This is a genomic window from Microvirga sp. jy35 (genome assembly GCF_056148915.1).
Window position 1 is genome coordinate 87,248 of sequence record NZ_JBWBEW010000014.1, and the last position, 26,298, is coordinate 113,545.

Below are 26,298 nucleotides of genomic sequence, written 5' to 3' on the forward strand. Positions count from 1 at the left end.
GTCTAGAGGACGTCGAGTTGAACGAGGAGCCAGAAGCCGAGGATCACGACGCCGATCAGGGACAGGACGCGTCCGATGCGGCGGCCCCAGAGCTCGATCGGGTCGGTGTCGCCGTCCGGGCCCGCCCCCATGGCGTCCCTTGCACTGAGATGATCGCCAGCCCGGCGGCCCATGCGGGCGAGCGCGGAGGAGCCCAGCGTCTCCGTGTCCCGCTGCACCCGCTCCAAGGCCTCGCGGGCCTCTGAGGCCTCGCGGGTGTGCCGCTCGCGGTCGTTCATCGGTGCCTCCCGGCTTAACATTGGCTTCACCATGACGCCTCAACAGCCCCTTCGCAACGGAACGCCTCAGAGGCTCAGCCGTTAACTGCCCCGGATAACCAATTCTTGAAGAGGCAACAATGCGTACGATTCTCGGTGTCCTGGCTGTGGCCGGGCTGACTTTTCTCGGTGCCGGCACGGCGTCGGCCCAAGGCGTCGATGTGCGGATCGGCCCGAACGGCGTTCGCCTGGAGCAGAACCGCCCGGCCTACCGTGAGCGGATCATCGAGCGCCGTGTGGTGCGTCCCGCCCGCACCCGCACGGTCTGCCGCACGGTGATGGAAGAGCGTGTCCGCCGCAACGGCGTCGTCGTCCGCCGCCCGGTCGAGCGCTGCCGCCAGGTGGTGGCCGGCGGTCGGCGGGTCTATGTGGACTGAGCTTTAAGCATCTTTCATGAGAAAGGCCGTGCCTCGCCCGAGTCACGGCCTTTTCGTTTCGAGCGGCGCGGTGGATCAGCCGAAGGTGCGGATGTCCACGAAGCGGCCCGCGATCGCCGCCGCCGCCGCCATGGCGGGCGAGACGAGGTGGGTGCGGCCCTTGAAGCCCTGACGGCCCTCGAAGTTGCGGTTCGACGTGGAGGCGCAGCGCTCCCCCGGAGCCAGCCGGTCGGCGTTCATGGCCAGGCACATGGAGCAGCCGGGCTCGCGCCAGTCGAAGCCGGCTTCCCTGAAGATCCTGTCCAGCCCTTCGGCCTCCGCCTGCATCTTCACGATGCCGGAGCCGGGCACGATCATGGCGCTGACGGTTCCCGCCACGCGCTTGCCTTCCACCACCTTGGCCACTTCCCGCAGGTCCTCGATGCGCCCGTTGGTGCAGGAGCCGATGAACACGCGGTCGAGCGCGATGTCGGTGATCTTCGTCCCGGGGGTAAGGCCCATATACTCCAGGGCGCGCCACTTGGAGCGGCGCTTGTTCTCATCCTGGATCTCATCCGGGTTCGGCACCACGCCGGTGACCGAGATCACGTCCTCAGGAGACGTGCCCCAGGTGACGATGGGCGGAAGGTTGGCCGCATCGAGGCGGATCTCGCTGTCGAAGAACGCGCCTTCGTCGGTGCGCAAGCTGTCCCAGTAGCGCACGGCCGCATCCCAGGCCTCGCCCTTCGGCGCCTTGGGCCTGTCCTTGAGATAGGCATAGGTCTTCTCATCGGGGGCCACCATGCCGGCGCGGGCACCGCCCTCGATCGACATGTTGCAGATGGTCATGCGGCCTTCCATGGACAGGAACCGGATGGCCTCGCCCGCATATTCGATCACGTGGCCGGTGCCGCCGGCGGTGCCGATCTCGCCGATGATGGCCAGGATGATGTCCTTGGCCGTGACGCCGGCGGGCAGCTGCCCGTCCACGGTCACGCGCATGTTCCTGGCCTTCTTCTGGATCAGCGTCTGGGTGGCGAGCACGTGCTCGACCTCCGACGTGCCGATGCCATGGGCCAGCGACCCGAAGGCGCCGTGGGTCGAGGTGTGGCTGTCGCCGCACACGATGGTCATGCCCGGTAGCGTAAAGCCCTGCTCGGGGCCCACCACGTGGACGATGCCCTGGCGGGTGTCGAGCTCGTTGAAATACTCGACGCCGAAATCCTTGGCGTTCTGGGCGAGAGCCGCCACCTGGGTGGCGGCCTCGGGATCCTCGATGCCGTGGGAGCGGTCGGTAGTCGGAACGTTATGGTCCACCACCGCCAGGGTCTTGTGCGGCTGGCGCACCTGACGGCCGGTCATGCGCAGGCCTTCGAAAGCCTGGGGGCTGGTCACCTCATGGACGAGGTGGCGGTCGATGTAGAGAAGGCACGTTCCGTCATCCTGCTGATCGACGACGTGATCGTCCCAGATCTTGTCATAGAGGGTGCGGGCTTTGGCCATGGTTCTCTTCCAACGGTCTCGACAAGGGTGATTTCAGCGTGTTTAGCGGCTCGGCCCTCCCGGGAGAAGATCCTTTGGCGCAGGCCGCATTGAAATGATCGCATAGCAGAGATGATGCAGCGCGCAATTATATTTTTGTCGCGCCGGATCGTCCGCAAAGCTTGCCCCATCAGCAAAAAAGCGCGGTTTGCACCGCGCTTTGTCAAATTCTGCCGTGAAGCGCGAGCCTTACTCGGCCGCAGCCGGGGTCTCGGTCCTCTTCTCGGTGCGCTCGGCGATACGGGCCGACTTGCCGCGACGGTCGCGCAGGTAATAGAGCTTGGCGCGGCGGACGGCACCGCGGCGCACCACCTTGATCGAGTCGACGTTCGGCGAATAGATCGGGAACACGCGCTCGACGCCTTCGCCGTAGGAGATCTTGCGAACCGTGAAGCTCTCCTGGAGGCCGCCGCCCGAACGGGCAATGCAGACGCCTTCATAGGCCTGGATGCGCGAGCGCTCGCCTTCCTTCACCTTCACGTTGACGATGACGGTGTCGCCGGGCTGGAAATCCGGGATCGTCTTGGCGAGCTTGGCGATCTGCTCCTGCTCGAGCTGCTGAATGATGTTCATGTCTGTACTCCTGCCGTTGCGCGGCCTCAGGGCAAGCCCCGGACCCGCTGGATTTCGGCGTCCTGTTTTAAGTTGAGGCCGCGCCTATACAGGAGTTTGGGGGGGTTGTCGAGCCTCTGCACCTTCCGTCATCCCGGATCGGCTCCGCCGTCCGGGATGATTGCTGTTTGAACCTCTGCAGCAGGCACGACCTCCGCAAACATGTACCGCTCGAACCAGTCCGGGAACGCCTTTGCGAGTTCGCGCGACCCTTCCACGATCAGGCCTATCCGCTGCGCCTCGGTAAAGCTCACGTCGCCCCGCCACCAGGCGACCAGCGCAGGCAGGCGGGCGCGGATCCGGAGCGGCTCCGGGAAGCCCGGGTTCTGCGTGCAGAGCGAAACCTCCCCCTCCTTGAGCAAGAGGAAGCGTGGCTGGCGCTGCCCCTCGACCGTGAAGCGGATAACGATGGGGTCCTTCGGCAGGGCATCCACGCGCACCCGCCGCTGCATGTCGACCAAAACGGGCTCGAGATCGAGGTCCTCGTCCTCAGCACGGCGCGGCAGCCATCGCTGGCCCCAGGTGCCGAGCGCGCCCACGATCCCCATCAGCTCCCGGCCGGCTTCGGTGAGCGCATATTCCGGGCCGTGCTCGCCTTCAACGCGCGACACCGCTCCGGCATGAACCAGTTCCTGCAGGCGCTCGGACAGCATGGTGCGGGAGATGCGCGGGATGCCGCGGCGGATGTCGTTGAACCGGCGGCTGCCGCAGAGAAGCTCGCGCACCACGAGAAGGGTCCAGCGCCCGCCGACGGCCTCGTGGGCGCGGGCGACGGAACAGAACTGACCGTAACCTGCCATGAGAAAAGCGCTACCATGACGGCCGAGGGCCGGAAAGTCCGGATTCCGGACCTGACGGGAAGCCTGCCCGGCTGTAACGAGAATGCACCTTTTCGGACAGCCCCCATGACCGCACAGCCCCGAACCATCCTCGACCGCATCGGCAACACCTCACTGATGGCGCTCCGCCACATCGTGCCGGTCGACGGCGCGCGCATCCTGCTGAAATCGGAGAGCGAGAATCCCACCGGCAGCATGAAGGACCGCATGGCGCTCGCCATGATCGAGGCGGCGGAAGCCGATGGGCGCCTCAGGCCCGGCGGCTCGGTGGTCGAATATACCGGCGGCAGCACCGGCGTGTCCCTGGCACTCGTCTGCACCGTGAAGGGATACCCGCTCGACCTCGTGACCTCGGACGCCTTTTCGCGGGAAAAGCTCGATCACATGCGGCTCCTCGGCGCGACGCTTCACATCGTCGAAAGCGACAGCGGACGCATGACGGAAAAGCTCACCAGGGACATGATCGAGCAGGCGCGCGGGATCGCTCAGGCGAAGGGCTCCTTCTGGACCGACCAGATGAAGAATCGGGATCAGCTCGCCGCCTATCACCGGATGGCGGACGAGATCTGGGAGCAGACGGGAGGCCGCATCGACGGCTTCGTCCAGAGCGTGGGCACCGCGGCTTCCCTCCGGGGAATCGCCGAAGGGCTGCGCCGCCGTCACGACGGAATCCGGATCGTTGCCGTGGAGCCTGCCGAGTCGGCGGTGCTGTCGGGCGGGCCGTCCGGCGCGCACAGGATCGACGGCATAGGCGCGGGCTATGTGGTGCCTCTCTGGCAGGACACGATGGCCGACGGCATCGAGCGGGTCTCGACGGAGGAGGCCATGGCGATGGCCTATCGCCTCGCCCGCGAGGAAGGCCTGTTTGCCGGCACGTCCACCGGCGCCAACGTGCTCGCGGCCTTGCGGCTCGCGCAGAAGCTGGGGCCGGAAGCGACCGTCGTGACGGTCATGTGCGATACGGGGATGAAATACCTGAAGACCTTCGGGGCACGGCTCGCAGCGGACGCACGCTCCTGATCGATCAGCGGATCGGCGGCAGCCGGCGCTTGACCGGGGATGCCTTGACGATGGAGGTGCTGGTCTGGGCCCGCTGGGCGATCCGCTCCAGGATCGGGTCGAGCTCGTCGATGGAGCGCAGGAGATAGCGTGCCACGAAGCAGTCGTCTCCCGTCACCTTATCGCACTCGATCACCTCGGGACTCTCGATCAGGAGCTTCTCCACGTGATGCAGCTGCCCCGGCAGGGGCCGGATGCGCACGATGGCGGTCAGGGTGTAGCCCAGGGCCTTCGGGTCGAGTTCGACCGTATAGGCACTGACCACGCCCTCCTCCTCCAGCCGCCGCAGCCGCTCGGCGACGCTCGGGGGCGACAGACCCACGCTTCGGGCGAGTTCCGCATGGGAGAGTCTGGCGCTGTCGCTCAGGAGCCCGATCAGCGCCTGATCGATCTTGTCCAGAACCGAATTCCGGCTCTTAAGGTTTTTCGCTGAAGTCGCCATTGCTTCGAAGGCCAAGTGTTGAAACCGCTTTCGATCCTGAAAGTACGCCCATCTCGGTAAAAGATAAACTTCTGCCCTCGTCACAGGAGGTGCAGTCATGAAATCGCAGATGGAGCTGTCGGGACGGCTGGAGATGATCGCCGCGATGGCGCTCTCGGGGACCATTGGGTACTTCGTCGTCGAATCCGGCCAGAGCGTGTGGAACGTGGTGTTCTTCCGCTGCCTGTTCGGGGCCTTGAGCCTGTTCGCCTATTGCCAGGTCAAGGGACTGCTCGCGCCCTGGCCGTTCTCGACCCGGACGCTGATGCTCGCGACCCTGAGCGGCGCGGCCATCGTGCTCAACTGGGTGCTGCTGTTCTCGTCCTACGGGCATGCATCGATTTCGATCGCCACCGCCGTCTACAACACCCAGCCCTTCTTCCTGATCCTGCTCGGCGTGATCCTGTTCGGGGAGCGGCCGACGGGAGATGCGCTGGGCTTCATCGCCCTTGCCTTCATCGGGCTCCTGATGGTCACGCAGGTCGAGGCCGGGAGCCTCTCATGGAGCAGCAGCTATGTGACCGGGCTGCTGCAGGCCCTGGGGGCTGCCTTCCTCTATGCGGTGGCGTCCATCATCGTGAAACAGCTTAAAGGAATTCCGCCGCACGTGATCGCGCTCGTGCAAGCGATGCTCGGCACCCTGATGCTTCTGCCGCTTGCCGAGTTCGCCAGTCTGCCCACGGCTTTTCTGCCATGGGGATATCTCGCGGTGCTCGGCGTGGTCCACACCGGCATCATGTACATCCTGCTGTACGCGGCGCTCCAGAAGCTGCCGACGCCGATGATCGCCGTGCTCTCGTTCACCTATCCGGCCGTGGCGATTCTCGTGGATTACCTGGCCTATGGCCGGGACCTGTCGCTCGGCCAGTGGAGCGGCATCCTGCTCATCCTGCTCGGCAGCGCCGGGGTGAACCTGAAGTGGCGCCTTCGCATGAGCCGCTCCGGCCTGGGGCAGCACGCACGGCCCGCCAAGACGTGAGGGAGCTCGACGTCGCCGTGCTTCACTAATCCACGGCGGCATCGATGACGGGAGAGCCCTGCTGCTTACTTGATGGCCGGCGGCGCCAGGGCCTGGGCCCTGCCGGCCATGTCCATGCATTCGGCTTCCTTGCCCTGCTGATCGAGCTGCTTCGCCTGCTGGATGATCTGCATGGCCTGGTTGTGGCCCTGGTTCTGAGCGGTGACATTGACGCCCTGGCCTGAGCCAGTGGACGAGCCTTGGGCTGCGGAGCCCGTGGTCGCGGGGGCATCGAGCGCAGGGCCGGCTCCCTCCTGTCGCGCCGAGATGGATTTCTCCAGTTCAGCGAGCCGTTGCGTGCAGGGCCCGGCCAAGCCGGGGCCGACGGAAACGAAGGCGAGAATCGTCCCAAGAATGATGCGGCTGACCATATCGATCTCCCATGATCGGGTGCCCCGCCTCATTAATCCACGGGCCGCATGCGACGTTCCGCATGAGCGCCGTCAGCGCTCCAGCAAATCCGGCCGCCGCTCGCGGGTGATGCGCTCTGATTCCTCACGGCGCCAGCGCTCGATCAAGGCGTGATTGCCGGAGAGCAGCACGTCGGGAATGGGCCGCCCCTCCCATTCACGCGGGCGCGTGTAGTGCGGGTACTCGAGGCGGTTCGACTCGAAGCTTTCTTCCGTGCCCGAGGCTTCCTTGCCCATGACGCCGGGGAGCAGGCGCACGCACGAGTCGAGCACGATCATGGCGGCCATCTCGCCGCCGGAGAGCACGTAATCGCCGATGGACACTTCCGTGAGACCGCGTGCTTCGATCACGCGCTCATCCACGCCCTCGAACCGACCGCAGACGATGATGATTCCGGGACCGGCCGCCAGCTCGCGCACATACGCTTGCGTGAGCGGTTTTCCGCGCGGGCTCATGAGCAGCTTCGGGCGCGGATCGTCGGCAGGCACATTCGCATCGATGGCAGAGGCCAGCACGTCGCAGCGGATCACCATGCCGGGACCGCCGCCTGCCGGGGTATCGTCGACGGTGCGGTGACGGCCAAGGCCGTGGTCGCGGATGTTCTTCGCTTCAAGCGACCACACGCCCCGCGCCAGCGCATCGCCGGACAGCGACATCCCGAGCGGGCCTGGGAACATGTCCGGATAGAGCGTGAGGATGGTGGCGGAAAAGCTCACGCCTCGTCCTCAGGCTGAGGCTTGGCCGGTTCGAACAGGTCGTCGGGCGGTGCCGCCACGATGCGCTTTGCCGCAACATCCACCACCGGCACGAAAGCCTTGGTGAAGGGCAGGAGCGCCGTGGGTCCCTTTTGCGCAGGCGCAATTTCCAGGAGGTCACCGCCGCCGTAATTGGGCACGGCCACAACAGTGCCGATGATGTCGCCGGCTTCGGTCTGAACGGTGAGGCCGATCAGGTCGGCCAACAGAAATTCGTCTTCCTCGTCGGGCGGCGGAAGCTTGTCGCGCTCGACGTAAAGCTGCACGCGGCTGAGGGCTTCCGCCGCTTCGCGCGTGGTGACGCCGTCGACGACGGCGATGAGCAGATCGGGGGCGCCGCCGGGAGCGGTGCGCACGGTCCTGAGGGAATAGGTTTTGCCGTTGCTGGCGATCAGCGGCCTGTAACCGGCGATCGCCTGCGGATCGCCCGTATGGGACTTCAGCCGCACCTCGCCCTTGAGACCGTGGGCGCGACCGAACTCGCCCACCAGGACGAGGTCATCTCTGACAGCCGCTGTCCTGCCCTCCTCCCCCTTGTGGGGAGGAGTTGGAGGTGGGGGTGTGAGCGCATCCTTTGATCGGTTTCCGCTGGCACCCCCACCCCTGCCCCTCCCCACAGGGGGGAGGGGTAAGGTGGAGCGTTGTTGAAAACGCTCCCTCTTCATGGTGCTTACGCAGCCTCGCCTTCGGAGCCGGCAGCCGCCGCGGCGGCCTTGGCGTCGGCGCGCTCCTGGGACTTCTTGCCCGGGACAGCCTTCTCAGGGTTGTTGCGGGCCGGGCGCTTCATGAGGCCGGCGGCGTCGAGGAAGCGCAGGACGCGGTCGGTCGGCTGGGCGCCCTTGGCGAGCCAAGCCTGGATCTTCTCGGTCTCGAGAACGACGCGGCCGGCGTCATCCTTCGGCTTCATCGGGTCGTAGGTGCCGACCTTCTCGATGAAGCGGCCATCGCGCGGGGAGCGCGAGTCGGCCACGACGATGCGGTAGTAGGGACGCTTCTTCGCACCACCACGGGTGAGACGGATCTTCAGGGACATTCTATTCTCCTAGTGCTTCAGTTTTTAGACCGCCAACCGTGCCAATGGCTTCGTGATGGCGGATGACTTCCTTGACGATGAAGGCCAAGAACTTTTCAGCGAAGTCGGGATCGAGCTTCGCCGTTTCAGCAAGGGAGCGCAGTCGCTTGATCTGAGCTTCCTCGCAGATTGGATCGGCGGGAGGCAGACTGTAACGAGCCTTATACTCTCCCACCTTCTGTGTGCATTTGAAGCGCTCTGCCAGCGTGTGAACGAGCACCGCATCGAGGTTGTCGATGGAGTTGCGCAGGCGCTGCAGCTCAGCGCTCGCTTCACTCGTCTGGTGCGTCACGACCGACATTAGCACTTACTTCTTCTTCCCGAACGGGAAGCCGCCGATTCCCGGCAGGCCGGGGATCTTAGCCCCGCCCAGACCCGGAAGACCGGGCACGCCCTTCGGCATCGACGGAAGACCGCCGGCCTGCCCAGGGAAGTCGGGCAGCTTGCCGCCCATCTGCTTCTGCAGGGCCTCGATCTGCTCCGGGGTCGGCTGGGGCATGCCGCCCATGCCGCCACCGAGGCCGAACATCTTGCCGAGCTGGCCGGCCATGCCCTTGCCCTTGCCGCCGCCCATCATCTTCATCATGTCGGCCATCTGGCGGTGCATCTTGAGCAGCTTGTTGATGTCCTCGACCTTCATGCCGGCGCCCGCTGCAATGCGCTTCTTGCGCGAGGCCTTGAGGATGTCGGGATTGCGGCGCTCGGCCGGGGTCATGGAATCGATGATGGCGCGCTGGCGCTTGATGACCCGGTCGTCGAGATTGGCGTTCTCGAGCTGCGACTTCATCTTGGCGATGCCGGGCAGCATGCCGAGCATCCCGCCGATGCCGCCGATCTTCTCCATCTGGGCGAGTTGGTCGCGCAGGTCTTCGAGATCGAACTTGCCCTTGCGCATCTTGTCGGCCATGCGCTGGGCTTTTTCGGCGTCGAAGTTCTCGGCGGCCTTTTCCACGAGCGAGACGATGTCGCCCATGCCGAGGATGCGGTTGGCGACGCGCGAGGGATGGAACTCCTCAAGCGCGTCCACCTTCTCGCCCGTGCCGATGAGCTTGATCGGCTTGCCGGTCACGGCGCGCATGGACAGAGCCGCACCACCGCGGGCATCGCCATCCATGCGGGTCAGCACGATGCCGGTGACGCCGAGGCGCTGGTCGAAGGCGCGCGCGGTGTTGACCGCGTCCTGACCGGTGAGCGCATCGGCCACGAGCAGAACCTCGTGCGGGCCGGTGGCGGCGCGCACTTCCGCCGCCTCCACCATCAGGGCTTCGTCGACGGTGACGCGGCCGGCGGTGTCGAGCATGACCACGTCGTAGCCGCCAAGCCGCGCCGCCTCCATGGCGCGCCGGGCGATCTGCACCGCCGACTGACCGGCGACGATCGGCAGCGTATCGACGCCGACCTGTTGGCCGAGCACCGCGAGCTGCTCCTGGGCTGCCGGACGGCGGGTGTCGAGGGAGGCCATGAGCACGCGGCGGTTCTCGCGATCCTTCAGGCGTCGGGCGATCTTGGCCGTGGTCGTCGTCTTGCCCGAGCCCTGGAGGCCGACCATGAGGATGCCCACCGGCGGAACCGCGTTGAGGCTGATCACCTCCGCGTCCGCGCCCAGCATCTCCACGAGCTGGTCGTGGACGATCTTGACCACCTGCTGGCCGGGGGAGACGGACTTGACCACCTCGGCGCCGACCGCGCGGGCGCGCACCTTGTCCGTGAAGGAGCGCACCACCTCCAGCGCCACGTCGGCCTCGAGCAGGGCGCGGCGGACCTCCCGCAGGGCTGCGTTGACATCCTCCTCGGTGAGAGCGCCGCGGCGCGTCAGCCCGTTGAGGATAGTGGAAAGCTTATCGGAAAGGCCTTCGAACATGATCACTCAATTCCTCTTGCGATGAGAGGTACATCGCGATCCTCGAGGGCTTTTTCAAAGTGGCTTATGGCCGCCTCGAACTTGTCTCGGCAGTTAGGGTTGCAGAAGCCGACCACTTCGCCGCGATAGAGGGTGAGCGAATCCGCCGCGATCGGCTTTCCCGACCACGGGCAGGTCTCGTTGATCGCGTCCTCGATGCGCAAGGTCTTGTCCGACATCCGTCACCATTCCTGACGCGAGACCCAAATGAAAGCGCGCCCGAGGGCGCATCGCGCTGTCGGACGTTGACCTCCAGCCTCTCGGGCTGGGCGGCGGCTCAAAAAGGGCTCGCTCTACAGATTTGCGGCCAGCCGATAAGGGAAAAAGGCGGCGGAGTCAAGGAAAAGGCCGGAGATCGGGGCGCTCGGGGCTCGCTGCACTGTCATCCCGGACGGAGCGCAGCGAAGATCCGGGATCGCGCAAACCAGCCTAGCACTGTCATTCCGGGGCCGCGGAGCGGAGCCCGGAATCCATAAACTCCAACGGCGCAAAATGGAGTGCGAAGCTGACCACCCTTTCTTGAAACGCCGTGGTTATGGATCCCCGCCTGCGCGGGGATGACAGCGGTGAGGTTTGGGCGCCATGTTCTGAAGGCGATCCCGGATCGCGCTGCGCTCGTCCGGGATGTCGCCAAGGTGATGAGACCTGAACCCTTGCCGATCCGCCCTCCCATCCCCACGCTTAAAGTCTCGCCGAGGATCCCAGCACTCATGAACCGCCGCACCCTGCTTAAAGCGCTTGGCCTTCCCGTCATCGCCGCCACCGGGGCGCTGGGCTGGGTCACCGCCGCGCGCTCGAGGAACCGCTACTACGACGGACCGGTCAGCGACCATTTCGACGGGGTGCGCTTCTTCACGCCGGGCCAGCCGCAGGACAAGGGACTGATGGAGCTGGCCCGCTGGCGGCTCGGAGGCGGGCGCAAGGACTGGCCGGAGAGCTTTCCGAGCCCCTTCCGGGACAAGCCCCCGGCGGAGGTGCCGGGCCTGCGCTCGGCGCTGATCGGCCACGCGTCGTTCCTGATCCAGGTGGCCGGGCTCAACATCCTGACCGATCCGGTCTTCTCCGAGCGGGCGAGCCCGGTCTCCTTCGCCGGTCCCACGCGGGTCAATCCGCCCGGCATTGCTTTCGAGGATCTGCCGCCGATCCACGTGGTGCTGATCACCCACAACCATTACGACCACCTCGACACCGAAAGCTTAAGTCGGCTCTGGCAGCGGCACCGCCCGAAAGTCGTGGCGCCGCTCGGCAACGATGCGGTGATCCAGGCCGAGCATCCGGAGATCCCGGTGGAGACGCGGGACTGGGGCGGCTCGGTGAGCTTAAGCAACGGCGTCACGGCCCATCTCGAGCCCGCCTATCACTGGTCGGCGCGGGGCATCAACGACCGGCGCATGGCGCTCTGGTGCGCCTATGTGCTCACCACGCCGGCCGGCACGATCTACCACATCGGCGACACGGGCTTCGGCGACGGCAAGATCTTTCACGCCGTTCGCGAGCGCTTCGGAAAGCCGCGCCTCGCGCATCTGCCCATCGGCGCCTATGAGCCGCGCTGGTTCATGGAGCCGCAGCACATGAACCCGGAGGATGCCGTGAAGGTGCTGCGCATCATCGAGGCCGAGCAGGCGCTCGGCCACCATTGGGGCACGTTCCGGCTCACCGACGAGGGCATCGAGGAGCCGCCGCAGGAATTGGCGACCGCCCTTCAGTCCGCGGAGATCCCAGCAGACCGCTTTAGGGCGCTGCGGCCCGGCGAGGCATGGTCGCCGTCCGTGTGAGGATCGGCTCCGCGAGGTCCTGCGGAGCGTCCACGAGGCAGGTGACGCCGGCATCGAGCAGCTCCTGCCGCGATCCATAGCCCCAAGTTACGCCAATGGACGCAAGGCCGTTGGCCTTAGCCCCGATGGCGTCGTGCTCCCGGTCGCCGATCATGACGGCATGTGCGGGGTCGAAGCGCTCTTGCTCAAGAATGTGCCGGATGAGATCGCGCTTGTCGGCGTTGCGGTTGTCGAGCTCCGAGCCGTAGATCTCGGAGAAGAATCGCGACAGGTCGAAATGATCGAGGATCCGCCGCGCGTAGACATGCGGTTTCGATGTTGCGACGAAGAGGCGGACGCCCTTGTTACGCAGATCCTGGAGCAGGGCCGGGATACCCGCATAGACCTCATTCTCGAACAGGCCGGTCACGCCGAACCGCTCCCGGTAGAGACCCAGGGCCTCCTGCGCATCCTCGGGTCCGCCCAGCAGCTTTGTGAAGCTTGCGATCAGGGGCGGTCCGATCATCCAGGCGAGCGCATCCGCGTCGGGCACAGGGTGCCCAAGCTTGTCGAGAGCGTACTGGATCGACCGGGTGATGCCTGCCTTCGGGTCCGTCAGGGTTCCGTCGAGGTCGAAGAGCGCGATCATTCCTTCGGCTGAACGTAGATGTTCACCTCGAAGTTGGTGTCCTGCGAATCCGTGAAGTCGCTCACGTATTCCTCGATGAAGGCGTCCTTGGCCACGATCTCCTTGATGTCGAGATAGGCAGTGATCGTCTCGTAGGTGCCGTCGATCTCGTCATAGGCGTCCTTGTGCACGAAGCGGAAGGACTTGCCCTCCGGCGTGCGGCCGAACTTGATCCCGGGGGTGAGCTCCGTCCTGCCCTCCGGCACCTTCGCGATCGGCACCATGGCCTCGTACTTGAAGCCGTTGTCGTCGGTGTCGACGAAGATCGTGAGCGGCCGGCCCGCGGGCGCGATTCCAGCCTTCTTCATCTCGCCGTCGATTTTGGCAAAGGCGTCCTTCAGGTTGTCGTAGGCCTCGTCCCAGGTGCTGATGCCGGCGAGCACCACCGTGTCCTTGGACAGGAGCACGCCCTCCTCCACACCGGTCGGATCGCTCGGGTTCGGGAACAGGGTCGTGCGTCCGGCCTCCTGCACCGGCGCCGGGCCGGCAGGCGGCGGGGGAGCCGGGGCGGGCTGGGCCGTCGCGGGAGCCGGGGTGTCCGACGAGGCGGGAGCCGGGGCAGTCTGGGCCTGCGGGGCAGACTGAGGTGTGGCTGGAGCCGCCGGGGGTGCAGCGGGCGCCGCCGGCGCCTCTGGCGCGGCCGGTGGCGGGCTTGCCGGCGGAGGCGTCTGCGCCAGCGCCACGCCGGAGCAGAGGGCCAGGACCAGGACAGGATGAGAGAAGCGCAGCCGCATGAGAAGAACGCCTTACCCGCGAATCATGAAGGGATACCTTGCTGCACCATATTGAGCTTTGAACAATGCGGCGAGAGCATCCCCGGGCGGCTGTGGAGAGACGGATTGCAGCAGGGGCTGCACAACAATTGGTCTGATTGACAGCACGATGTCCTGACGGAAGCTGAGGCGGATGCCTTATGCTCCTGCTTCGACTCCTCACCCCTGGGTTCACCCATGACGGAAGAGTTTCTGATCTTTGCGCTGATCGGCTTCGGGGCCCAGCTCGTCGACGGAGCGCTGGGCATGGCCTTCGGGGTGCTCTCCACCACGAGCCTTCTCGCCTTCGGGGTGCCGCCCGCCACCGCCAGCGCCGTCACCCATGTGACGGAGATCTTCACCACGGCGGCCTCCGGCACCTCTCACGTGCTCCACCGCAACGTGAACTGGCGCCTCGTGGCCCGTCTGGCCCCGGCCGGGATGATCGGCGGCGGCATCGGCGCCTTCATCCTCGCCAACATCAACGCCAAGACCATCCAGCCCGTGGTGTCGGCCTATCTCCTGGCGATCGGCCTCTACATCCTCTTCAAGGCCTTCCGGCCCTTCTGGCCCCGGGAGGTGCGGGACTGGCTGGTGCCGTGGATCGGGGCGGGCGGCGGCCTGCTCGACGCCATGGGCGGGGGCGGCTGGGGGCCCATCGTCACGAGCTCCCTGATCGGCCGGGGCCATGCGCCCCGGCAGGTGATCGGCTCGACGAACCTGACCGAGTTCCTGGTCACCACCGTCATTTCGGCCACCTTCATGGTGACCCTCGGCTGGTCCGAGCTGAGCTCGGCGGCAGGTCTGATCCTCGGCGGCGTCCTGGCGGCACCGCTCGGCGGGCTTGTGGTCAGCCGCCTGCCGACCCGGCCGCTGATGATCGGCGTCGGCCTGATCATCATCGCCACCAGCATTCCGCGGATCCTCGCGGCGTTTTGAACGAAATTGCCGCAGGGCTTTCCGGCCCCTCTCGCGATTTCCGGCGTTTTCCGCCATATACGGCCGCATGAGTGCCCTTTCGAACAGCCGCTTCCTGAAAATGAACGGTCTCGGCAACGAGATCACCGTGCTGGACCTGCGCGGCTCCTCCCATCGCGTGAGCGCCGCCGAGGCGCGCGCCATCGCGGCCGATCCGCGCTCGCGCTTCGACCAGCTCATGGTGCTGCACGATCCCGTGACGCCGGGCACCGATGCCTTCATGCTCATCTACAACACGGACGGCTCGGAATCCGGCGCCTGCGGCAACGGCACCCGCTGCGTCGCCTGGGCAATGACCGCCGATCCCATCATGAGCCGGCCTGTGGACCGCGACCTCGTGCTGGAAACCAAGGCCGGGCTCCTGCCCGTGGAGCGCGTCTCTGACCGGGTCTTCACCGTCGACATGGGCCCGCCGCGGTTCGCCTGGAACGAGATCCCCCTGCGCGATCCCTATCCGGACACCCGCATCATTGCCCTCGACACCAGGCTGCCCGACGCACCCGAGCTGCAGGGTCCGTCGGCGGTCAGCATGGGCAACCCGCATGTGATCTTCTGGGTCGAGGATGCGCTGGCCTACGATCTCGCCGCCATCGGCCCGGCTTTCGAACATGACCCTGCCCTGCCCGAGCGCGCTAACATCTCGTTCGCGCAAGTGACCGGCCCCGAGCACGTCGTCCTGCGGGTCTGGGAGCGCGGCGCCGGCGCGACCCGCGCCTGCGGGTCCGCCGCCTGCGCAACGCTCGTGGCCGCCGCCCGCAAGGGGCTCACCGGCCGCAGGGCCGTAGTGGCGCTCCCCGGCGGCGACCTCGTGATCGAATGGCGCGAGGGCGACGACCACGTGCTCATGACCGGCCCGACGGAGCTGGAGCACGAGGGCACCCTCTCCGCGGCGCTCTTTTCAGAGGTGGCCTGATGGATCGGGATTTGTCATTCCCGGCCGGAAGCGGCGAAGCCGCTGGAGGGGAAGGGAATCCAGTCGAGATGACGGAGCGGGATCCCCTTCCCTCGCTGCGCTCGCCGGGGATGACCACTTCGACGCAGGGTAGCGTCGAAGTGGTCACCTTCGGCTGCCGGCTCAACATCTACGAGTCGGAGGCGATGCAGCGCCACGCGCAGGACGCGGGCCTCGGCGAGGTCGTGATCGTCAACACCTGCGCCGTGACGGCTGAGGCGACGCGCCAGGCCCGCCAGTCGATCCGCAGGCTTGCCCGCGAGAAGCCGGGGGCCCGCATCATCGTGACGGGCTGCGCGGCGCAAGTGGAGCCGGAAACGTTCGCCGCCATGCCGGAGGTGTCTCAGGTTCTCGGCAACCACGAGAAGATGAAGGCCGAGACCTGGGCCGGCATGCGCGATTTCGGCGTCGGCGCGTCGGAAAAGGTTCTCGTCGACGACATCATGGCGGTGAAGGAAACCGCCATGCACCTCATCGACGGCCTGCGCGGGCACACCCGCGCCTTCGTGCAGGTGCAGAACGGCTGCGACCACCGCTGCACCTTCTGCATCATCCCTTATGGCCGCGGCAATTCCCGCTCCGTGCCCATGGGGGCCGTGGTGGAGCAGGTGCGCACCCTCGTGGAGCACGGCTCCCGCGAGGTGGTGCTCACCGGCGTCGACATCACGAGCTACGGCAAGGACCTGCCGGGCGAGCCCAAGCTCGGCACCCTGGTGAAGGGTATCCTGCGCCACGTGCCGGAACTGGAGCGGCTTCGCATCTCGTCCATCGATTCGGTTGAGGCCGACGACGACCTGCTCGACGTGATCGCGGGCGAGAGCCGCCTGATGCCGCATCTGCATCTCTCATTGCAGGCCGGCGACGACATGGTGTTGAAGCGCATGAAGCGCAGACACTTGCGGAATGATGCCATCGCGTTCTGCGAGCAGGTGAAGCGGCTTCGCCCCGACATGGTTTTCGGCGCCGACATCATCGCGGGCTTTCCGACCGAGACGGAGGAGATGTTCGCCCGCTCCCTCGCCATCGTCGACGAATGCAGCCTCACCCATCTCCATGTCTTCCCGTTCTCGCCCCGACCCGGCACCCCAGCCGCGCGCATGCCTCAAATATCCCGCGATGTGGTGAAGGACCGGGCGCGCAGGCTGCGCGAGAAGGGCGAGGCCGCATTGCTCCAGCATCTCAGCGCAGAGGTGGGCGCGCGCCGCAACGTGCTGGTCGAGTTGAATCAGCTCGGTCGCACGGAAGGGTTCACGCCGGTGCGTTTCACCAGGCCGGTAACGCGGGGCGAGATCATGCCGGTCACCATCGCCGGACACGACGGCAGGGAGCTGCTGGCGGCGTGATGCATCGTCATCCCGGATCGGCTGCGCCGTCCGGGATGTCGCCGCAGGCCTCCACCCGCTCCCTCATATGCGCCGGCACCGGCGCCTCCACGAGGATCGGCGGCTTCTTCGGATAGAGCGGCACGGTGACGCTGCGGGCGTGCAGGTGCAGGCCCGGCCCATGGAAGCGCGGGGCCGTGCCGTAGATCGGATCACCCAGGATCGGAAAGCCCGAGGCTGCGCAATGGACGCGCAGCTGATGGGTGCGGCCGGTGACCGGGCGCAGTTCCAGCAGAGTGAGGCCCTTTGAGCGCCCCAAGACCCGCCATTGCGTCAGTGAGGGCTGGCCCTTCGGGTCCACCTTCATCCACCAGCCGCGGTCGGGCGACTTTGGAGCGAGCGGGAAATCAATCGTGCCCTCGTCGGCTTCAGGCCCGCCCTCGACCACGGCCCAGTAGACCTTGTCGATCTCAGCCCGCTTGAACATCTCGTTGAGCCGCGCGATGGCCTTGGGATGCCGGCCGAGGATGAGGCAGCCGGAGGTGTCCTTGTCGAGGCGGTGCGCGGCCTCCGGCCGGCGCGGCAGGCCGAAGCGTAAGGAATCGAGATGATGAAACAGGGTCTCGCCGCCCTTGGGGCCCGGATGCACCGGCAGGCCGGCGGGTTTGTCGATCACGAGCATCAGGGCATCGCGATACAGCAATCGGCTCACTATCTCTTCCGCATTCATGAGGCCTCGGCTAGAGCATCGGACCCAAAAGTGGAACCCACTTTTGGGGTCCATCCGATGCTTAAGCTTTAAATTGGCGCATCGTTGATGCGGAAAACCGGTTCCCACTTTTCCGCACGATGCGCTATCGAGGCGGCAACGCTAAATCAAGCACGAGATTCAAGAGGCACAGCGAGACCCATGGCTGACACCAAGCCCGACAAGCCCGGATTCCTCTCCCGTCTGTTCGGGCGCAAGGCTGAAGCACCCTCGGCTCCAGCACCCGCGACGGAAACACCTCAGGCCGGCGGCAAGCAGGAGGCGATGCCCTCCCCGCCCACCACCGGCGCGGACGATCTGGCGGCCGCTCCCTCGACAGTGACCGCGGCCTCCCCCGACACGCCCGATGAGAACAAGACGCCGCCGGAACTGGCCGGCGCCGATCTCCAGCCCATCGAGGGCCTCGATCCGGAAGGCACCAACCCGCAGGAGCCGCTGCCGCGCATCGTCACCGAGCATGGTCCCGAGCTGCGCCCGGACATCACGGCGGCGGATCTGCCTGCTCCCGAACCGGCTCCCGCCGAGGTGCTCCCCTCGGCTGCTCCCACCCCTGAGAGCAAGCCCGCCCCGGCTCTGGGCTGGTGGCAGCGCCTGACGGAGGGCATGCGGCGCACCTCCTCGTCCCTGTCCGACAGCGTCACCGGCCTCTTCACCAAGCGCCGGCTCGACGCGGCGACCCTGGAAGAGCTGGAGGATGCCCTCGTCCAGGCGGATCTCGGCGTGCCCACCGCCATGCGGATCACGGAGGCGATCTCGTCCGGTCGCTACAACAAGGAGATCTCGCCCCAGGAGGTGAAGACCATCCTGGCCGGCGAGGTGGAGAAGACCCTCCAGCCCGTGGCCCAGCCGCTCGTCGTCGACCGGTCGCAAAAACCCTTCGTCATTCTGATGATCGGCGTGAACGGGGCGGGCAAGACCACCACCATCGGCAAGCTGTCCCAGAAATTCCGGAGCCAGGGTCTCAAGGTGATGCTGGCAGCCGGCGACACCTTCCGGGCCGCCGCCATCGAACAGCTCAAGGTCTGGGGCGAGCGGGTGGGCGCGCCGGTGCTGTCCCGCGCGCAAGGGGCGGATGCGGCGGGCCTCGCCTTCGATGCACTCCAGGAGGCCAGGGCCAACGGCAGCGACGTGCTGCTCATCGACACGGCCGGCCGCCTGCAGAACAAGGCAGGGCTCATGGCCGAGCTCGAGAAGATCGTGCGCGTGGTGAAGAAGTTCGACCCGAGCGCGCCGCACGCCACGCTGCTCGTCCTCGACGCCACGGTCGGCCAGAACGCCATCAGCCAGGTCGAGCTGTTTCAGAAGGCGGCGGGCGTCACCGGCCTCGTCATGACCAAGCTCGACGGCACCGCACGCGGCGGCATCCTGGTGGCGCTGGCGGAAAAATTCCGCCTGCCCGTGCACTTCATCGGCGTCGGCGAAGGGGTGGAGGACCTGGAGCCTTTCACCGCACGGGATTTCGCCAAAGCCATTGCCGGTCTGGAGGGGTGATGCTCCAGTGTCATTCCCGGCCGGAGCGGAAGCGGAGGGGAAGGGAATCCACCCGCATCCTCAACGCCATGGATCCCCTTCTCGGTCCTGCGGACCGCCGGGGATGACACCGGTGTCCCTTTACCAAGGAATACTCTAGAAGCATCCTCATGACCAACGACAAGCGCCTCCCTCCCCTCCTCAAGCTCGCCCTGGAACTCGGGCCGCTGGCCCTGTTCTTCATCGGCAACGCCTATGGCGACCGCTTCGGCTTCGCGGAAAACCAGCGCATTTTCGCCGCCACGGGGGTCTTCATCGTGGCGACCCTTATCGCCCTCGGCATCAGCTACGGGCTCACCCGCAAGCTGCCGATCATGCCGGTGGTGTCGGGCATCGTCGTGGTGGTGTTCGGCGGGCTGACCCTGTTCCTTCAGGACGAGACCTTCATCAAGCTCAAGCCCACCATCGTGAACACCCTGTTCGGGCTCGTGCTGCTGGGCGGCCTCTATTTCCGCAAGCCCCTGCTGCAGATCGTGCTCGACAGCGTGTTCGACCTCGACCAGGAGGGCTGGCGCAAGCTCACCTTCCGCTGGGCCCTGTTCTTCTTCGCCCTTGCTGCCATCAACGAGATCGTCTGGCGCACGCAGTCGACGGATTTCTGGGTCAGCTTCAAGGTCTTCGGCATCATGCCGCTCACCATCGCGTTCGCATTGGCCCAGACGCCGCTGCTGCTGAAGCATGAGATCAAGAAGGCGGAAGAGGTTTGATCCCTGCCACGTCATCACTGGCCTCGTGCCGGTGATCCCGATTCAAGGGCCGCGATGCATCACAGAAGCGGGATGGCCGTCCCCGGATCAAGTCCGGGGACGGCCATGACGAGAAACGATAACTGCATCATGTTATCGGCTTCATCAGCACCATCCTGCGCGTCACCCCCGGCAGCGGATCGCACTCCACCTCCGTCCAGAGGCTCTCCTCGCCCGCCGCCACGATGGTTTCCTGCGAAGCGAGAAGCTCGCAATCCGCGGCTTTCGTCGCCTGCTCGATGCGCGAGCCGATGTTGACGGTCTCGCCCACCACGGTGAATTCGAGCCGGCTCTCGTCGCCCACCACGCCGCAGAACACGTCGCCCGTATGGATGCCGATGCCGACCCGCACGGGCGGGTTGAAGCCGCGCTTGGCGTTCCAGCGCGCGATGAGGGCGAGCAGGGTGCGCCCGCAGGCGAGCGCGCGTTTCGCGTCGCCGTCCTGCGCACCCGGCACCCCGAAGAGGATGAGCGCGCCGTCGCCGGTGAACTTGTCGATGACGCCGCCGTGGCGCGAGGCCGCGCGCAGCACGCGCCGGCGGAACGACGTGATGAACACGGCGAGCTGCGCCGGCTCCATGGTCTCGCCGAAGAAGGTCGAGGCGCGGATGTCCACGAACATCACCGTCACCGGGATGCGCCGTCCCTGGCGCAGCGACGCGAAGGCCTGGTCGGTCAGGATGGGGGCGAGCTCGCGCGGCAGGTAGCGGGTGAGGTTGACCCGCAGCGTCGTCTCCCGCACGGCCCGCTCCAGCATGAGCCGGCCCTGGCGCGCCACCAGGATCAGGATCAGGGCGGCGGCGAACACCATGACGACGCGCACCACGTTCGCCTGGGTGGAGAACAGCCCCTGGATCTCGGCGAGATCCTGCTGGCGCTGCGCCGGGCTGATCCAGTCGCCGCTGAAGGCAAGGAACGACAGGCCGGTCACGTAGACGGCGGCCACGAAGGCCTGGAGCCGGGGCTGGTAGTGGATGGCCGCCGCCGCCATGGTGATCGGCACCACCCAGGCCACCGGAAACGCCGCAAAGAGGCTGCCCGGGATTCCCACGCCCCAGTGGCTGAAGGCGAGATTGCCGAGAACCAGGAAGGCATCGAGAATGGCCGTGATCACCGGCAGCTTCTCGATGGCGATCCGTTTCGAGGCGAGCCAGGCTCCGGCCCATCCCAGCGCCCCGAACAGGACCAGGGTCAGCTCGGCGGCCTGGATCTGCTTGGCCGCCATGGGGTTGGAGAGATCGATCCCCGCCGTCGTGCTCACGACGGCGAGAAGGAGCAGCCCGGCCGTGACCATGCGGGCCATGCCGGCCCGCTGCAGGGCCCCGGTATCGGCCTCGCGGATCAGCCGGTGGGTGGCGTCGCTCAAGACAGGGGTCGTTCGCAGGGTGTTGAGCCGGGCCAGGGCGGCACGGGTGCGGGATCGAGGGGTCACGGGCTTCCTTTTGCTCCCCAGGGGGTTCTTGCATTATGTCACTGGACTGCCCCAGCGCCCATTGCGGATCCGTTACACCAGCATGAACTGCCGTTTAGCCTTGGCAGAATCCCCGCATCTCACAGGAATATATGGTCCATGAGCGATCCCGTCCAACCGATCACCGTCTATGTGGATGCGGATGCCTGCCCGGTGAAGGCGGAGATCTACAAGGTCGCCGGACGCCACCGGGTCAAGGTCTTCGTGGTGTCGAATTCCTTCCTGCAGGTGCCTCAGGACCCGCTGGTCGAGCGCGTGGTGGTGAGCGCTGGCTTCGACGCGGCGGACGACTGGATCGCCGAGCGCGCCCGGCGCGGCGCCGTCGTGATCACCGCCGATATCCCGCTCGCCCACCGCTGCGTGACGGCCAGCGCCGACGTGATCGGGCCCACAGGCAAGCCCTTCACGCAAGACTCCATCGGCATGGCGCTTGCCACCCGCAACCTGATGGAGGACCTGCGCGCCATGGGCGACGTGACCGGCGGGCCGAAGCCGTTTTCGGCCAGGGACCGCTCGGCCTTCCTGTCAGCACTGGATGTGGCGATCAACCGGCTCAAGCGCGCGGGATTTGGCGCAACCTCTCCTTGAACGCCGCAACATTCTCCGGCGTCAGCGGGCCGATATGCTTGTGCCGGATGGTGCCGTCGGGACCGACGATGAAGGTTTCCGGCACGCCGTAGACGCCCCAGTCGATGGAGGCGCGGCCGTTCGGGTCCACGCCGACGGCGGCATAGGGGTTGCCGAGGCTGCCGAGGAAGCGGCGGGCGTTGTCCGGGTTGTCGCGCTGGTTGATGCCCACCACGCGGATCGACGGATCCTTGGCGAGATCGACGAGCAGCGGATGCTCCTGGCGGCAGGGACCGCACCAGGAGGCCCACACATTCACCACCGTGATGCCGCCCTTCAGGTCCTCGCTGGAGAAGCCCGGCACCGGCTTGCCGTCGGCCACGAGTCCCTCCAGCGGCGCAAGGCTGAAGGCGGGCACGGGCTTGTTGATGAGCACCGAGGGGAGCTCGGCCGGGTTGCGGCCGGAGAACAGCTGCACGGCGAAAAGCCCCGCCAGGGCGAGAAAGATGGCTCCGGGCAGGATGAAGATCAGGCGGGATCGGGGACGCTCGGTTGCCTCAGCCACGGCGGGACCTCCGGCCGATGCCGCGGGACTCGAGGTCGGCGAGAGCGCGCAGCTGGATGCGGTGGTCGATCACGGCGCGCAGGATCAGGCCCGCGATCACCAGAGCGGTCACGATGTAGGAAAAGGCGATGAAGAAGCCGTGCGACATGGGTCAGGCTGCCTGTGCGTCGAGGCGCTCGGCCTCGAGGATGGTGAGGGTGCGCACGCGGCGGCGCAGGATCTCGGTGCGCATGCCGGACAGATGGAGTGCTACGCCCATCAGCGTGAAGGCCACCGCCATGATCAGGAGCGGCACGAGCATGGAGGCATGGATCGTCGGCCCGTCGATGCGGAACACGGAGGCCGGCTGGTGCAGGGTGTTCCACCAGTCGACGGAAAACTTGACGATCGGCACGTTCACGGCCCCGACGAGTGTGAGGATCGACACGGCCCGCGCGGCGCGGTTCGGCTCCTCGATGGCGCGCCAGAGCGCGAGAACCCCGAGATAGATGAGCAGCATCACCAGCATGGAGGTGAGCCGCGCGTCCCACTGCCAGTAGGTGCCCCACATGGGCTTGCCCCAGAGCGAGCCGGTCACGAGGCAGATCAATGTGAACGCCGCGCCGATGGGGGCTGCCGCCTTCTGCGACACGTCCGCCAGCGGATGGCGCCAGACGAGCGTGCCCAGCGCCGAGGTCGCCATGATCATGTAGAAGAACAGGGACAGCCAGGCCGCCGGCACATGGAGATACATGATCTTGACCGTTTCGCCCTGCTGGTAGTCGGCGGGCGCGGCGAACCAGACCAGGTAGAGCCCGACGGCCATCAGGATCGCGGCCAGTCCCCCCACCCACGGCAGGAGCGTGCCGCTGAGGCTCATGAAGCGGGTCGGATTGGCAAGCTCTCGGATCATGGCTTCGATGTAGCGGTCTAAAGGCATGCCTGCAACGTGGAGATCATCACGGGGCGAATAACGTTTTCGCCAGAGATGTGTCTTGTAAGGGTTTCGGATGCGGTCGGGCATTCCGGAAATGTGCGTAGAATCTTGGCTTTGTCATGTGCCGACTTGTCCGCACGTCGTCACCGGCCTTGTGCCGGCGATCTCGATCAAGAGAGGCGCAGCGCTCTTCCAAGCGGGATGGCCGGCACAAGGCCGGCCATGACGTGGCGGGGGTCATCCCCGGCGGTCCGCAGGACCGGGAAGGGGATCCATAGCGCCGAGCGTGTAAGTGGATCCCCTTCCCCTCCGCTGCGCTCCTGCCGGGAATGACACGATGATCTGGGCTCGATACGCCCTTCATCCGCCATCCGAACCAGCCTATAGTCGCGCATCTCTGTTGCGGAGCATTCATGCGCGTCGGATTGTCCAGCCTGTTCGGCCTCACCCTGCTTGTGCTTCCGGCCTCGGCGCAGGACATCAGCTTACGCCTGCCGGTCGCCTGCGAGATCGGGCGCAGCTGCTTCATCCAGCATTACGTGGACCGCGATCCCTCGCCGGCCGTGAGCGACTATCAGTGCGGCACGCTCACCTATGACGACCATGACGGCACCGACATCCGCGTGCCCACCATGGCGGCCCAGCAGGCCGGCGTCGACGTGGTGGCGGCCGCCGACGGGAAGGTGCTGCGCACCCGCGACGGGGTGGAGGACGTCTCCCTCACCGGGCGCGGCCGCCAGAGCGTCGCCAACACCGAATGCGGCAACGGTGCCGTTGTCGATCACGGCAACGGCTGGGAGGCGCAGTACTGCCACATGGCCAAGGGCAGCCTTGCGGTCAAATCGGGCGACACCCTGCAGGCCGGCGACAGGATCGGCCGGATCGGCCTTTCGGGCATGACCGAGTTCCCGCACCTGCACTTCACCCTGCGCAAGGACGGCAGGCCCGTCGATCCCTTCGCCTATGGGGCGCCCGAAAAATCCTGCGGCGGCGGCAAGTCCCTGTGGGAGGCCTCGCTCCAGCGGGCGCTCGCCTACCAGGCCGGCAGCGTGCTCAACAAGGGCTTCGCCTCCGGCCCCGTGACCATGGAGGCGATCGAAGCGGGAGCGGCCGAGCGGGAGATTCCCACCACGCGCTCGCCCGCCCTCGTGGCCTTCGTGCGCGCCATCGGGTTGAAAGGCGGCGACGTGCAGACGCTCACCCTGTTCGATCCGGACGGCAAGCCGCTGGCCCAGAACAAGGCCCCGCCGCTGGACCGCGACAAGGCGCAGTGGATGGCGTTTTCCGGGGTGAAGCAGCCGCCCGGCGGCTTCCGCCCCGGCCTCTACCGGGCGACCTACCGGGTGGAGCGGGACGGCAAGCCCGCCCTCGAGCAGGCCTTCGGGATCAGCCTGAGGCCGTGATGCCCTCATGCTCCGCGCGGCTGTCCGCGGGAGCCTCGTCGCGCTCGTTCAGCCCGTAGTCGCGGATCACGCTTGCGACCCGCAGGCGGTAATCGCGAAAGACGCTGTCGCGGCCCGCCCCTTGCGTGGTGCGGTGGGAGGGCAGGTTGCGCCAGGCCCGCACCGCCTCCTCGTCGCGCCAGAACGACAGGGACAGGAGCTTGCCCGGCTCGCTGAGGCTCTGGAACCGCTCCACGGAGATGAAGCCGTCGATGGCCATGAGGTCGGAGCACAGCGCGGCCGCAAGGCCGAGATAATCCCGCTTTCCGTCCTCCCCGTCCGGCCACACCTCGAAGATCACCGCGATCATGGCTTGATCAGCTCCGCATGAGGGCTTGAGACAAGGCGCAGGAAGATCCGGTCCTCCCGGCGGATGAACCGCTCCCGCTTAGCGAACTCGTAATTGGCACGTCCCATCGGATCGTTGCGCAGGCGCTCGCGATAGGCCTCGTACTCGGACAGGTTTTTGATGTTGTACACGCCGTAAGCCACCGTGCTGGAGCCCTCGTGCGGCGCATAATACCCGATCAGATCGGCGCCGCAGCGGGGAATCGCCTGGCCCCAGCTGCGGGCATATTCGGTGAAGGCCTCCACCTTGAAGGGGTCGATCTCGTAGCGGATGAAGCAGGTGATCATCGATAGGCATCCTTATGTCGAAGACAGTTCGGTCTTAGCCGATTGATCGACGTCGATGCTTCGGCTATGATCGAAGTATGAAAGAAGGTCCTGTCATCGCGTCCGTCGCCGCGCTCCTGGGCGATCCCGCCCGCGCCAACATCCTTACCGCCCTCATGGACGGGCGGGCGCTGACCGTGAGCGAACTCGCCGAAGCGGCGGGCGTCACGCTCCAGACGGCGAGCGGGCATCTGGCCAAGCTCGATGCCGCCAATCTGCTCACTGCGGAAAAACAGGGACGGCACCGCTATTTCCGGCTCTCAGGCCCCGACGTGGCGCAGGTGCTGGAGGCCCTGATGGGCCTCGCCCAGCGCACGGGCGCCACCCGGGTGCGCACCGGCCCGAAGGATGCGGCGCTTCGCTCCGCCCGTGTCTGCTACGACCATCTCGCCGGCGAACGCGGCGTCACCCTGCTGAAGGCGGCCCGGCAGCATGGACTCATCGACGGCGACAAGGACTTGGCCCTGACCGAGAGGGGCCGCGCCTTCTTCGCCGATTTCGGGATCGATCTGGCGGCCCTCGAAAACGGCCGCCGTCCCGTCTGCCGCCCCTGCCTCGACTGGAGCGAGCGCCACAGCCATCTCGGCGGCGCGCTGGGGGCGGCGATCCTGTCGCGCATGATCGACCGGAGTTGGGTGCGGCGCGAGGCCGGGCGCGTCCTGACCTTCACCTGCGAGGGCGTGGAGGGTTTCGAGGCGGCGTTCGGCCCGCTCGAAGACAACTCGCAGGCCGCCTGAGGCTCAAGGCGCTGTTCATGCCGAAATCGTCCTAAGCCCTCATCCTGAAAGTCTGGCCCATGACAAGGAACA

Annotated in this window: 33 protein-coding genes; 12 read left to right on the plus strand and 21 right to left on the minus strand. The window is 66.6% G+C overall.

Annotation, left to right across the window (positions count from 1 at the left end; genetic code table 11):
- Window positions 1-2: 2 nt before the first annotated feature.
- Window positions 3-278 (minus strand): hypothetical protein, encoded by a 276-nt coding sequence (locus tag AC0QTX_RS13395; RefSeq protein ID WP_474604319.1) that lies wholly within the window; start codon window positions 276-278, stop codon window positions 3-5.
- A gap of 119 nt (window positions 279-397) precedes the next feature.
- On the opposite strand from AC0QTX_RS13395, the gene AC0QTX_RS13400 reads away from it, so the two are divergent.
- On the plus strand, window positions 398-694 hold the full coding sequence (locus tag AC0QTX_RS13400) for a hypothetical protein (RefSeq protein ID WP_474604320.1): 297 nt from the start codon (window positions 398-400) through the stop codon (window positions 692-694).
- A gap of 75 nt (window positions 695-769) precedes the next feature.
- Here AC0QTX_RS13400 and leuC read toward each other — a convergent pair whose 3' ends face one another.
- The 3 genes from leuC to AC0QTX_RS13415 all read right to left on the minus strand — a co-directional run bounded on the left by leuC (window position 770) and on the right by AC0QTX_RS13415 (window position 3,627).
- A complete protein-coding gene (gene leuC / locus AC0QTX_RS13405) occupies window positions 770-2,176 on the minus strand; it encodes a 3-isopropylmalate dehydratase large subunit (RefSeq protein ID WP_474604321.1) in 1,407 nt (468 codons plus the stop codon).
- A 228-nt stretch (window positions 2,177-2,404) separates the two neighbouring features.
- Entirely contained in the window at window positions 2,405-2,788 is a 384-nt protein-coding gene (gene rplS / locus AC0QTX_RS13410; protein ID WP_474604322.1) for a 50S ribosomal protein L19, read from the minus strand.
- Window positions 2,789-2,916: 128 nt separating this feature from the next.
- A complete protein-coding gene (locus AC0QTX_RS13415) occupies window positions 2,917-3,627 on the minus strand; it encodes a winged helix-turn-helix transcriptional regulator (RefSeq protein WP_474604323.1) in 711 nt (236 codons plus the stop codon).
- 105 nt (window positions 3,628-3,732) lie between these two features.
- Here AC0QTX_RS13415 and AC0QTX_RS13420 point away from each other — a divergent pair, with 105 nt between their 5' ends.
- Window positions 3,733-4,686, plus strand: a complete 954-nt coding sequence (locus AC0QTX_RS13420) for a PLP-dependent cysteine synthase family protein (RefSeq protein WP_474604324.1) — start codon at window positions 3,733-3,735, stop codon at window positions 4,684-4,686.
- Between the two features lie 4 nt (window positions 4,687-4,690).
- Here the strand turns inward: AC0QTX_RS13420 and AC0QTX_RS13425 are convergent, their stop codons facing one another.
- A complete protein-coding gene (locus AC0QTX_RS13425; RefSeq protein ID WP_474604325.1) occupies window positions 4,691-5,167 on the minus strand; it encodes an Lrp/AsnC family transcriptional regulator in 477 nt (158 codons plus the stop codon).
- 97 nt (window positions 5,168-5,264) lie between these two features.
- Here AC0QTX_RS13425 and AC0QTX_RS13430 point away from each other — a divergent pair, with 97 nt between their 5' ends.
- Window positions 5,265-6,185 carry a DMT family transporter gene (locus tag AC0QTX_RS13430; protein ID WP_474604326.1) on the plus strand — a complete coding sequence of 307 codons (921 nt, stop codon included), beginning with the start codon at window positions 5,265-5,267 and terminating at the stop codon, window positions 6,183-6,185.
- Between the two features lie 65 nt (window positions 6,186-6,250).
- Here the strand turns inward: AC0QTX_RS13430 and AC0QTX_RS13435 are convergent, their stop codons facing one another.
- From AC0QTX_RS13435 to AC0QTX_RS13465, 7 genes are all read right to left on the minus strand, one after another.
- Complete coding sequence (locus AC0QTX_RS13435) at window positions 6,251-6,595, minus strand: hypothetical protein (RefSeq protein ID WP_474604327.1); 345 nt, start codon at window positions 6,593-6,595, stop codon at window positions 6,251-6,253.
- Window positions 6,596-6,667: 72 nt separating this feature from the next.
- The gene (gene trmD, locus AC0QTX_RS13440) at window positions 6,668-7,351 is read right to left on the minus strand and encodes a tRNA (guanosine(37)-N1)-methyltransferase TrmD (RefSeq protein ID WP_474604328.1); all 684 of its coding nucleotides are present in this window, start codon (window positions 7,349-7,351) and stop codon (window positions 6,668-6,670) included.
- Window positions 7,348-8,055, minus strand: coding sequence for a ribosome maturation factor RimM (gene rimM, locus AC0QTX_RS13445; RefSeq protein WP_474604329.1), 708 nt, complete (start codon window positions 8,053-8,055; stop codon window positions 7,348-7,350). The genes trmD and rimM overlap by 4 nt, the downstream gene beginning before the upstream one ends.
- 5 nt (window positions 8,056-8,060) lie before the next feature.
- Window positions 8,061-8,423: a 30S ribosomal protein S16 gene (gene rpsP, locus AC0QTX_RS13450; RefSeq protein WP_201862098.1), complete on the minus strand. Its 363-nt coding sequence runs from the start codon at window positions 8,421-8,423 to the stop codon at window positions 8,061-8,063.
- 1 nt (window position 8,424) lies between these two features.
- Window positions 8,425-8,763 (minus strand): chorismate mutase, encoded by a 339-nt coding sequence (locus AC0QTX_RS13455; RefSeq protein ID WP_474604330.1) that lies wholly within the window; start codon window positions 8,761-8,763, stop codon window positions 8,425-8,427.
- A 6-nt stretch (window positions 8,764-8,769) separates the two neighbouring features.
- Window positions 8,770-10,323: a signal recognition particle protein gene (gene ffh, locus AC0QTX_RS13460; protein ID WP_474604331.1), complete on the minus strand. Its 1,554-nt coding sequence runs from the start codon at window positions 10,321-10,323 to the stop codon at window positions 8,770-8,772.
- A 2-nt stretch (window positions 10,324-10,325) separates the two neighbouring features.
- Complete coding sequence (locus AC0QTX_RS13465; protein ID WP_474604332.1) at window positions 10,326-10,541, minus strand: glutathione S-transferase; 216 nt, start codon at window positions 10,539-10,541, stop codon at window positions 10,326-10,328.
- Between the two features lie 531 nt (window positions 10,542-11,072).
- On the opposite strand from AC0QTX_RS13465, the gene AC0QTX_RS13470 reads away from it, so the two are divergent.
- Window positions 11,073-12,137, plus strand: a complete 1,065-nt coding sequence (locus AC0QTX_RS13470) for an MBL fold metallo-hydrolase (protein WP_474604333.1) — start codon at window positions 11,073-11,075, stop codon at window positions 12,135-12,137.
- Here the strand turns inward: AC0QTX_RS13470 and AC0QTX_RS13475 are convergent.
- The gene (locus AC0QTX_RS13475; RefSeq protein ID WP_474604334.1) at window positions 12,094-12,765 is read right to left on the minus strand and encodes an HAD family hydrolase; all 672 of its coding nucleotides are present in this window, start codon (window positions 12,763-12,765) and stop codon (window positions 12,094-12,096) included. The two genes, AC0QTX_RS13470 and AC0QTX_RS13475, sit on opposite strands and share 44 nt — an antisense overlap.
- Window positions 12,762-13,538: a GyrI-like domain-containing protein gene (locus tag AC0QTX_RS13480; RefSeq protein WP_474604335.1), complete on the minus strand. Its 777-nt coding sequence runs from the start codon at window positions 13,536-13,538 to the stop codon at window positions 12,762-12,764. Before AC0QTX_RS13480 ends, AC0QTX_RS13475 begins: the two co-directional genes overlap by 4 nt.
- 216 nt (window positions 13,539-13,754) lie before the next feature.
- On the opposite strand from AC0QTX_RS13480, the gene AC0QTX_RS13485 reads away from it, so the two are divergent.
- The 3 genes from AC0QTX_RS13485 (at window position 13,755) to mtaB (ending at window position 16,829) form a co-directional block, all read left to right on the plus strand.
- A complete protein-coding gene (locus tag AC0QTX_RS13485; protein ID WP_474604336.1) occupies window positions 13,755-14,495 on the plus strand; it encodes a sulfite exporter TauE/SafE family protein in 741 nt (246 codons plus the stop codon).
- 67 nt (window positions 14,496-14,562) lie between these two features.
- Window positions 14,563-15,447, plus strand: a complete 885-nt coding sequence (gene dapF, locus AC0QTX_RS13490; RefSeq protein WP_474604337.1) for a diaminopimelate epimerase — start codon at window positions 14,563-14,565, stop codon at window positions 15,445-15,447.
- 110 nt (window positions 15,448-15,557) lie between these two features.
- On the plus strand, window positions 15,558-16,829 hold the full coding sequence (gene mtaB, locus AC0QTX_RS13495) for a tRNA (N(6)-L-threonylcarbamoyladenosine(37)-C(2))-methylthiotransferase MtaB (protein ID WP_474604370.1): 1,272 nt from the start codon (window positions 15,558-15,560) through the stop codon (window positions 16,827-16,829).
- A 7-nt stretch (window positions 16,830-16,836) separates the two neighbouring features.
- On the opposite strand, the gene AC0QTX_RS13500 is transcribed toward mtaB, so the two are convergent.
- Window positions 16,837-17,538 (minus strand): RluA family pseudouridine synthase, encoded by a 702-nt coding sequence (locus tag AC0QTX_RS13500; protein WP_474604338.1) that lies wholly within the window; start codon window positions 17,536-17,538, stop codon window positions 16,837-16,839.
- A 180-nt stretch (window positions 17,539-17,718) separates the two neighbouring features.
- Between AC0QTX_RS13500 and ftsY the strand changes: the two genes are divergently transcribed.
- Complete coding sequence (gene ftsY / locus AC0QTX_RS13505; RefSeq protein ID WP_474604339.1) at window positions 17,719-19,068, plus strand: signal recognition particle-docking protein FtsY; 1,350 nt, start codon at window positions 17,719-17,721, stop codon at window positions 19,066-19,068.
- Between the two features lie 149 nt (window positions 19,069-19,217).
- Complete coding sequence (locus tag AC0QTX_RS13510) at window positions 19,218-19,814, plus strand: septation protein A (RefSeq protein ID WP_474604340.1); 597 nt, start codon at window positions 19,218-19,220, stop codon at window positions 19,812-19,814.
- Window positions 19,815-19,941: 127 nt separating this feature from the next.
- On the opposite strand, the gene AC0QTX_RS13515 is transcribed toward AC0QTX_RS13510, so the two are convergent.
- Window positions 19,942-21,285: an adenylate/guanylate cyclase domain-containing protein gene (locus AC0QTX_RS13515; RefSeq protein WP_474604341.1), complete on the minus strand. Its 1,344-nt coding sequence runs from the start codon at window positions 21,283-21,285 to the stop codon at window positions 19,942-19,944.
- Window positions 21,286-21,423: 138 nt separating this feature from the next.
- Between AC0QTX_RS13515 and AC0QTX_RS13520 the strand changes: the two genes are divergently transcribed.
- Entirely contained in the window at window positions 21,424-21,912 is a 489-nt protein-coding gene (locus AC0QTX_RS13520) for a YaiI/YqxD family protein (protein WP_474604342.1), read from the plus strand.
- Here the strand turns inward: AC0QTX_RS13520 and AC0QTX_RS13525 are convergent.
- Genes AC0QTX_RS13525 through AC0QTX_RS13535 form a run of 3 tightly spaced genes read right to left on the minus strand, consistent with a single transcriptional unit; the run spans window position 21,878 to window position 23,375 of the window.
- Window positions 21,878-22,456 (minus strand): DsbE family thiol:disulfide interchange protein, encoded by a 579-nt coding sequence (locus tag AC0QTX_RS13525; protein WP_474604343.1) that lies wholly within the window; start codon window positions 22,454-22,456, stop codon window positions 21,878-21,880. The genes AC0QTX_RS13520 and AC0QTX_RS13525 overlap by 35 nt on opposite strands.
- On the minus strand, window positions 22,449-22,604 hold the full coding sequence (ccmD, locus tag AC0QTX_RS13530) for a heme exporter protein CcmD (protein WP_474604344.1): 156 nt from the start codon (window positions 22,602-22,604) through the stop codon (window positions 22,449-22,451). Before ccmD ends, AC0QTX_RS13525 begins: the two co-directional genes overlap by 8 nt.
- 3 nt (window positions 22,605-22,607) lie before the next feature.
- Window positions 22,608-23,375, minus strand: a complete 768-nt coding sequence (locus AC0QTX_RS13535) for a heme ABC transporter permease (protein ID WP_474604345.1) — start codon at window positions 23,373-23,375, stop codon at window positions 22,608-22,610.
- 410 nt (window positions 23,376-23,785) lie between these two features.
- On the opposite strand from AC0QTX_RS13535, the gene AC0QTX_RS13540 reads away from it, so the two are divergent.
- Window positions 23,786-24,775 carry a M23 family metallopeptidase gene (locus tag AC0QTX_RS13540; RefSeq protein WP_474604346.1) on the plus strand — a complete coding sequence of 330 codons (990 nt, stop codon included), beginning with the start codon at window positions 23,786-23,788 and terminating at the stop codon, window positions 24,773-24,775.
- Here AC0QTX_RS13540 and AC0QTX_RS13545 read toward each other — a convergent pair.
- Complete coding sequence (locus tag AC0QTX_RS13545; RefSeq protein ID WP_474604347.1) at window positions 24,759-25,124, minus strand: antibiotic biosynthesis monooxygenase family protein; 366 nt, start codon at window positions 25,122-25,124, stop codon at window positions 24,759-24,761. The two genes, AC0QTX_RS13540 and AC0QTX_RS13545, sit on opposite strands and share 17 nt — an antisense overlap.
- A complete protein-coding gene (locus tag AC0QTX_RS13550) occupies window positions 25,121-25,450 on the minus strand; it encodes an NIPSNAP family protein (RefSeq protein WP_474604348.1) in 330 nt (109 codons plus the stop codon). The genes AC0QTX_RS13545 and AC0QTX_RS13550 overlap by 4 nt, the downstream gene beginning before the upstream one ends.
- Before the next feature lie 77 nt (window positions 25,451-25,527).
- Between AC0QTX_RS13550 and AC0QTX_RS13555 the strand changes: the two genes are divergently transcribed.
- Window positions 25,528-26,226 carry an ArsR/SmtB family transcription factor gene (locus tag AC0QTX_RS13555; RefSeq protein WP_474604349.1) on the plus strand — a complete coding sequence of 233 codons (699 nt, stop codon included), beginning with the start codon at window positions 25,528-25,530 and terminating at the stop codon, window positions 26,224-26,226.
- The last annotated feature ends 72 nt before the right edge of the window (window positions 26,227-26,298 follow it).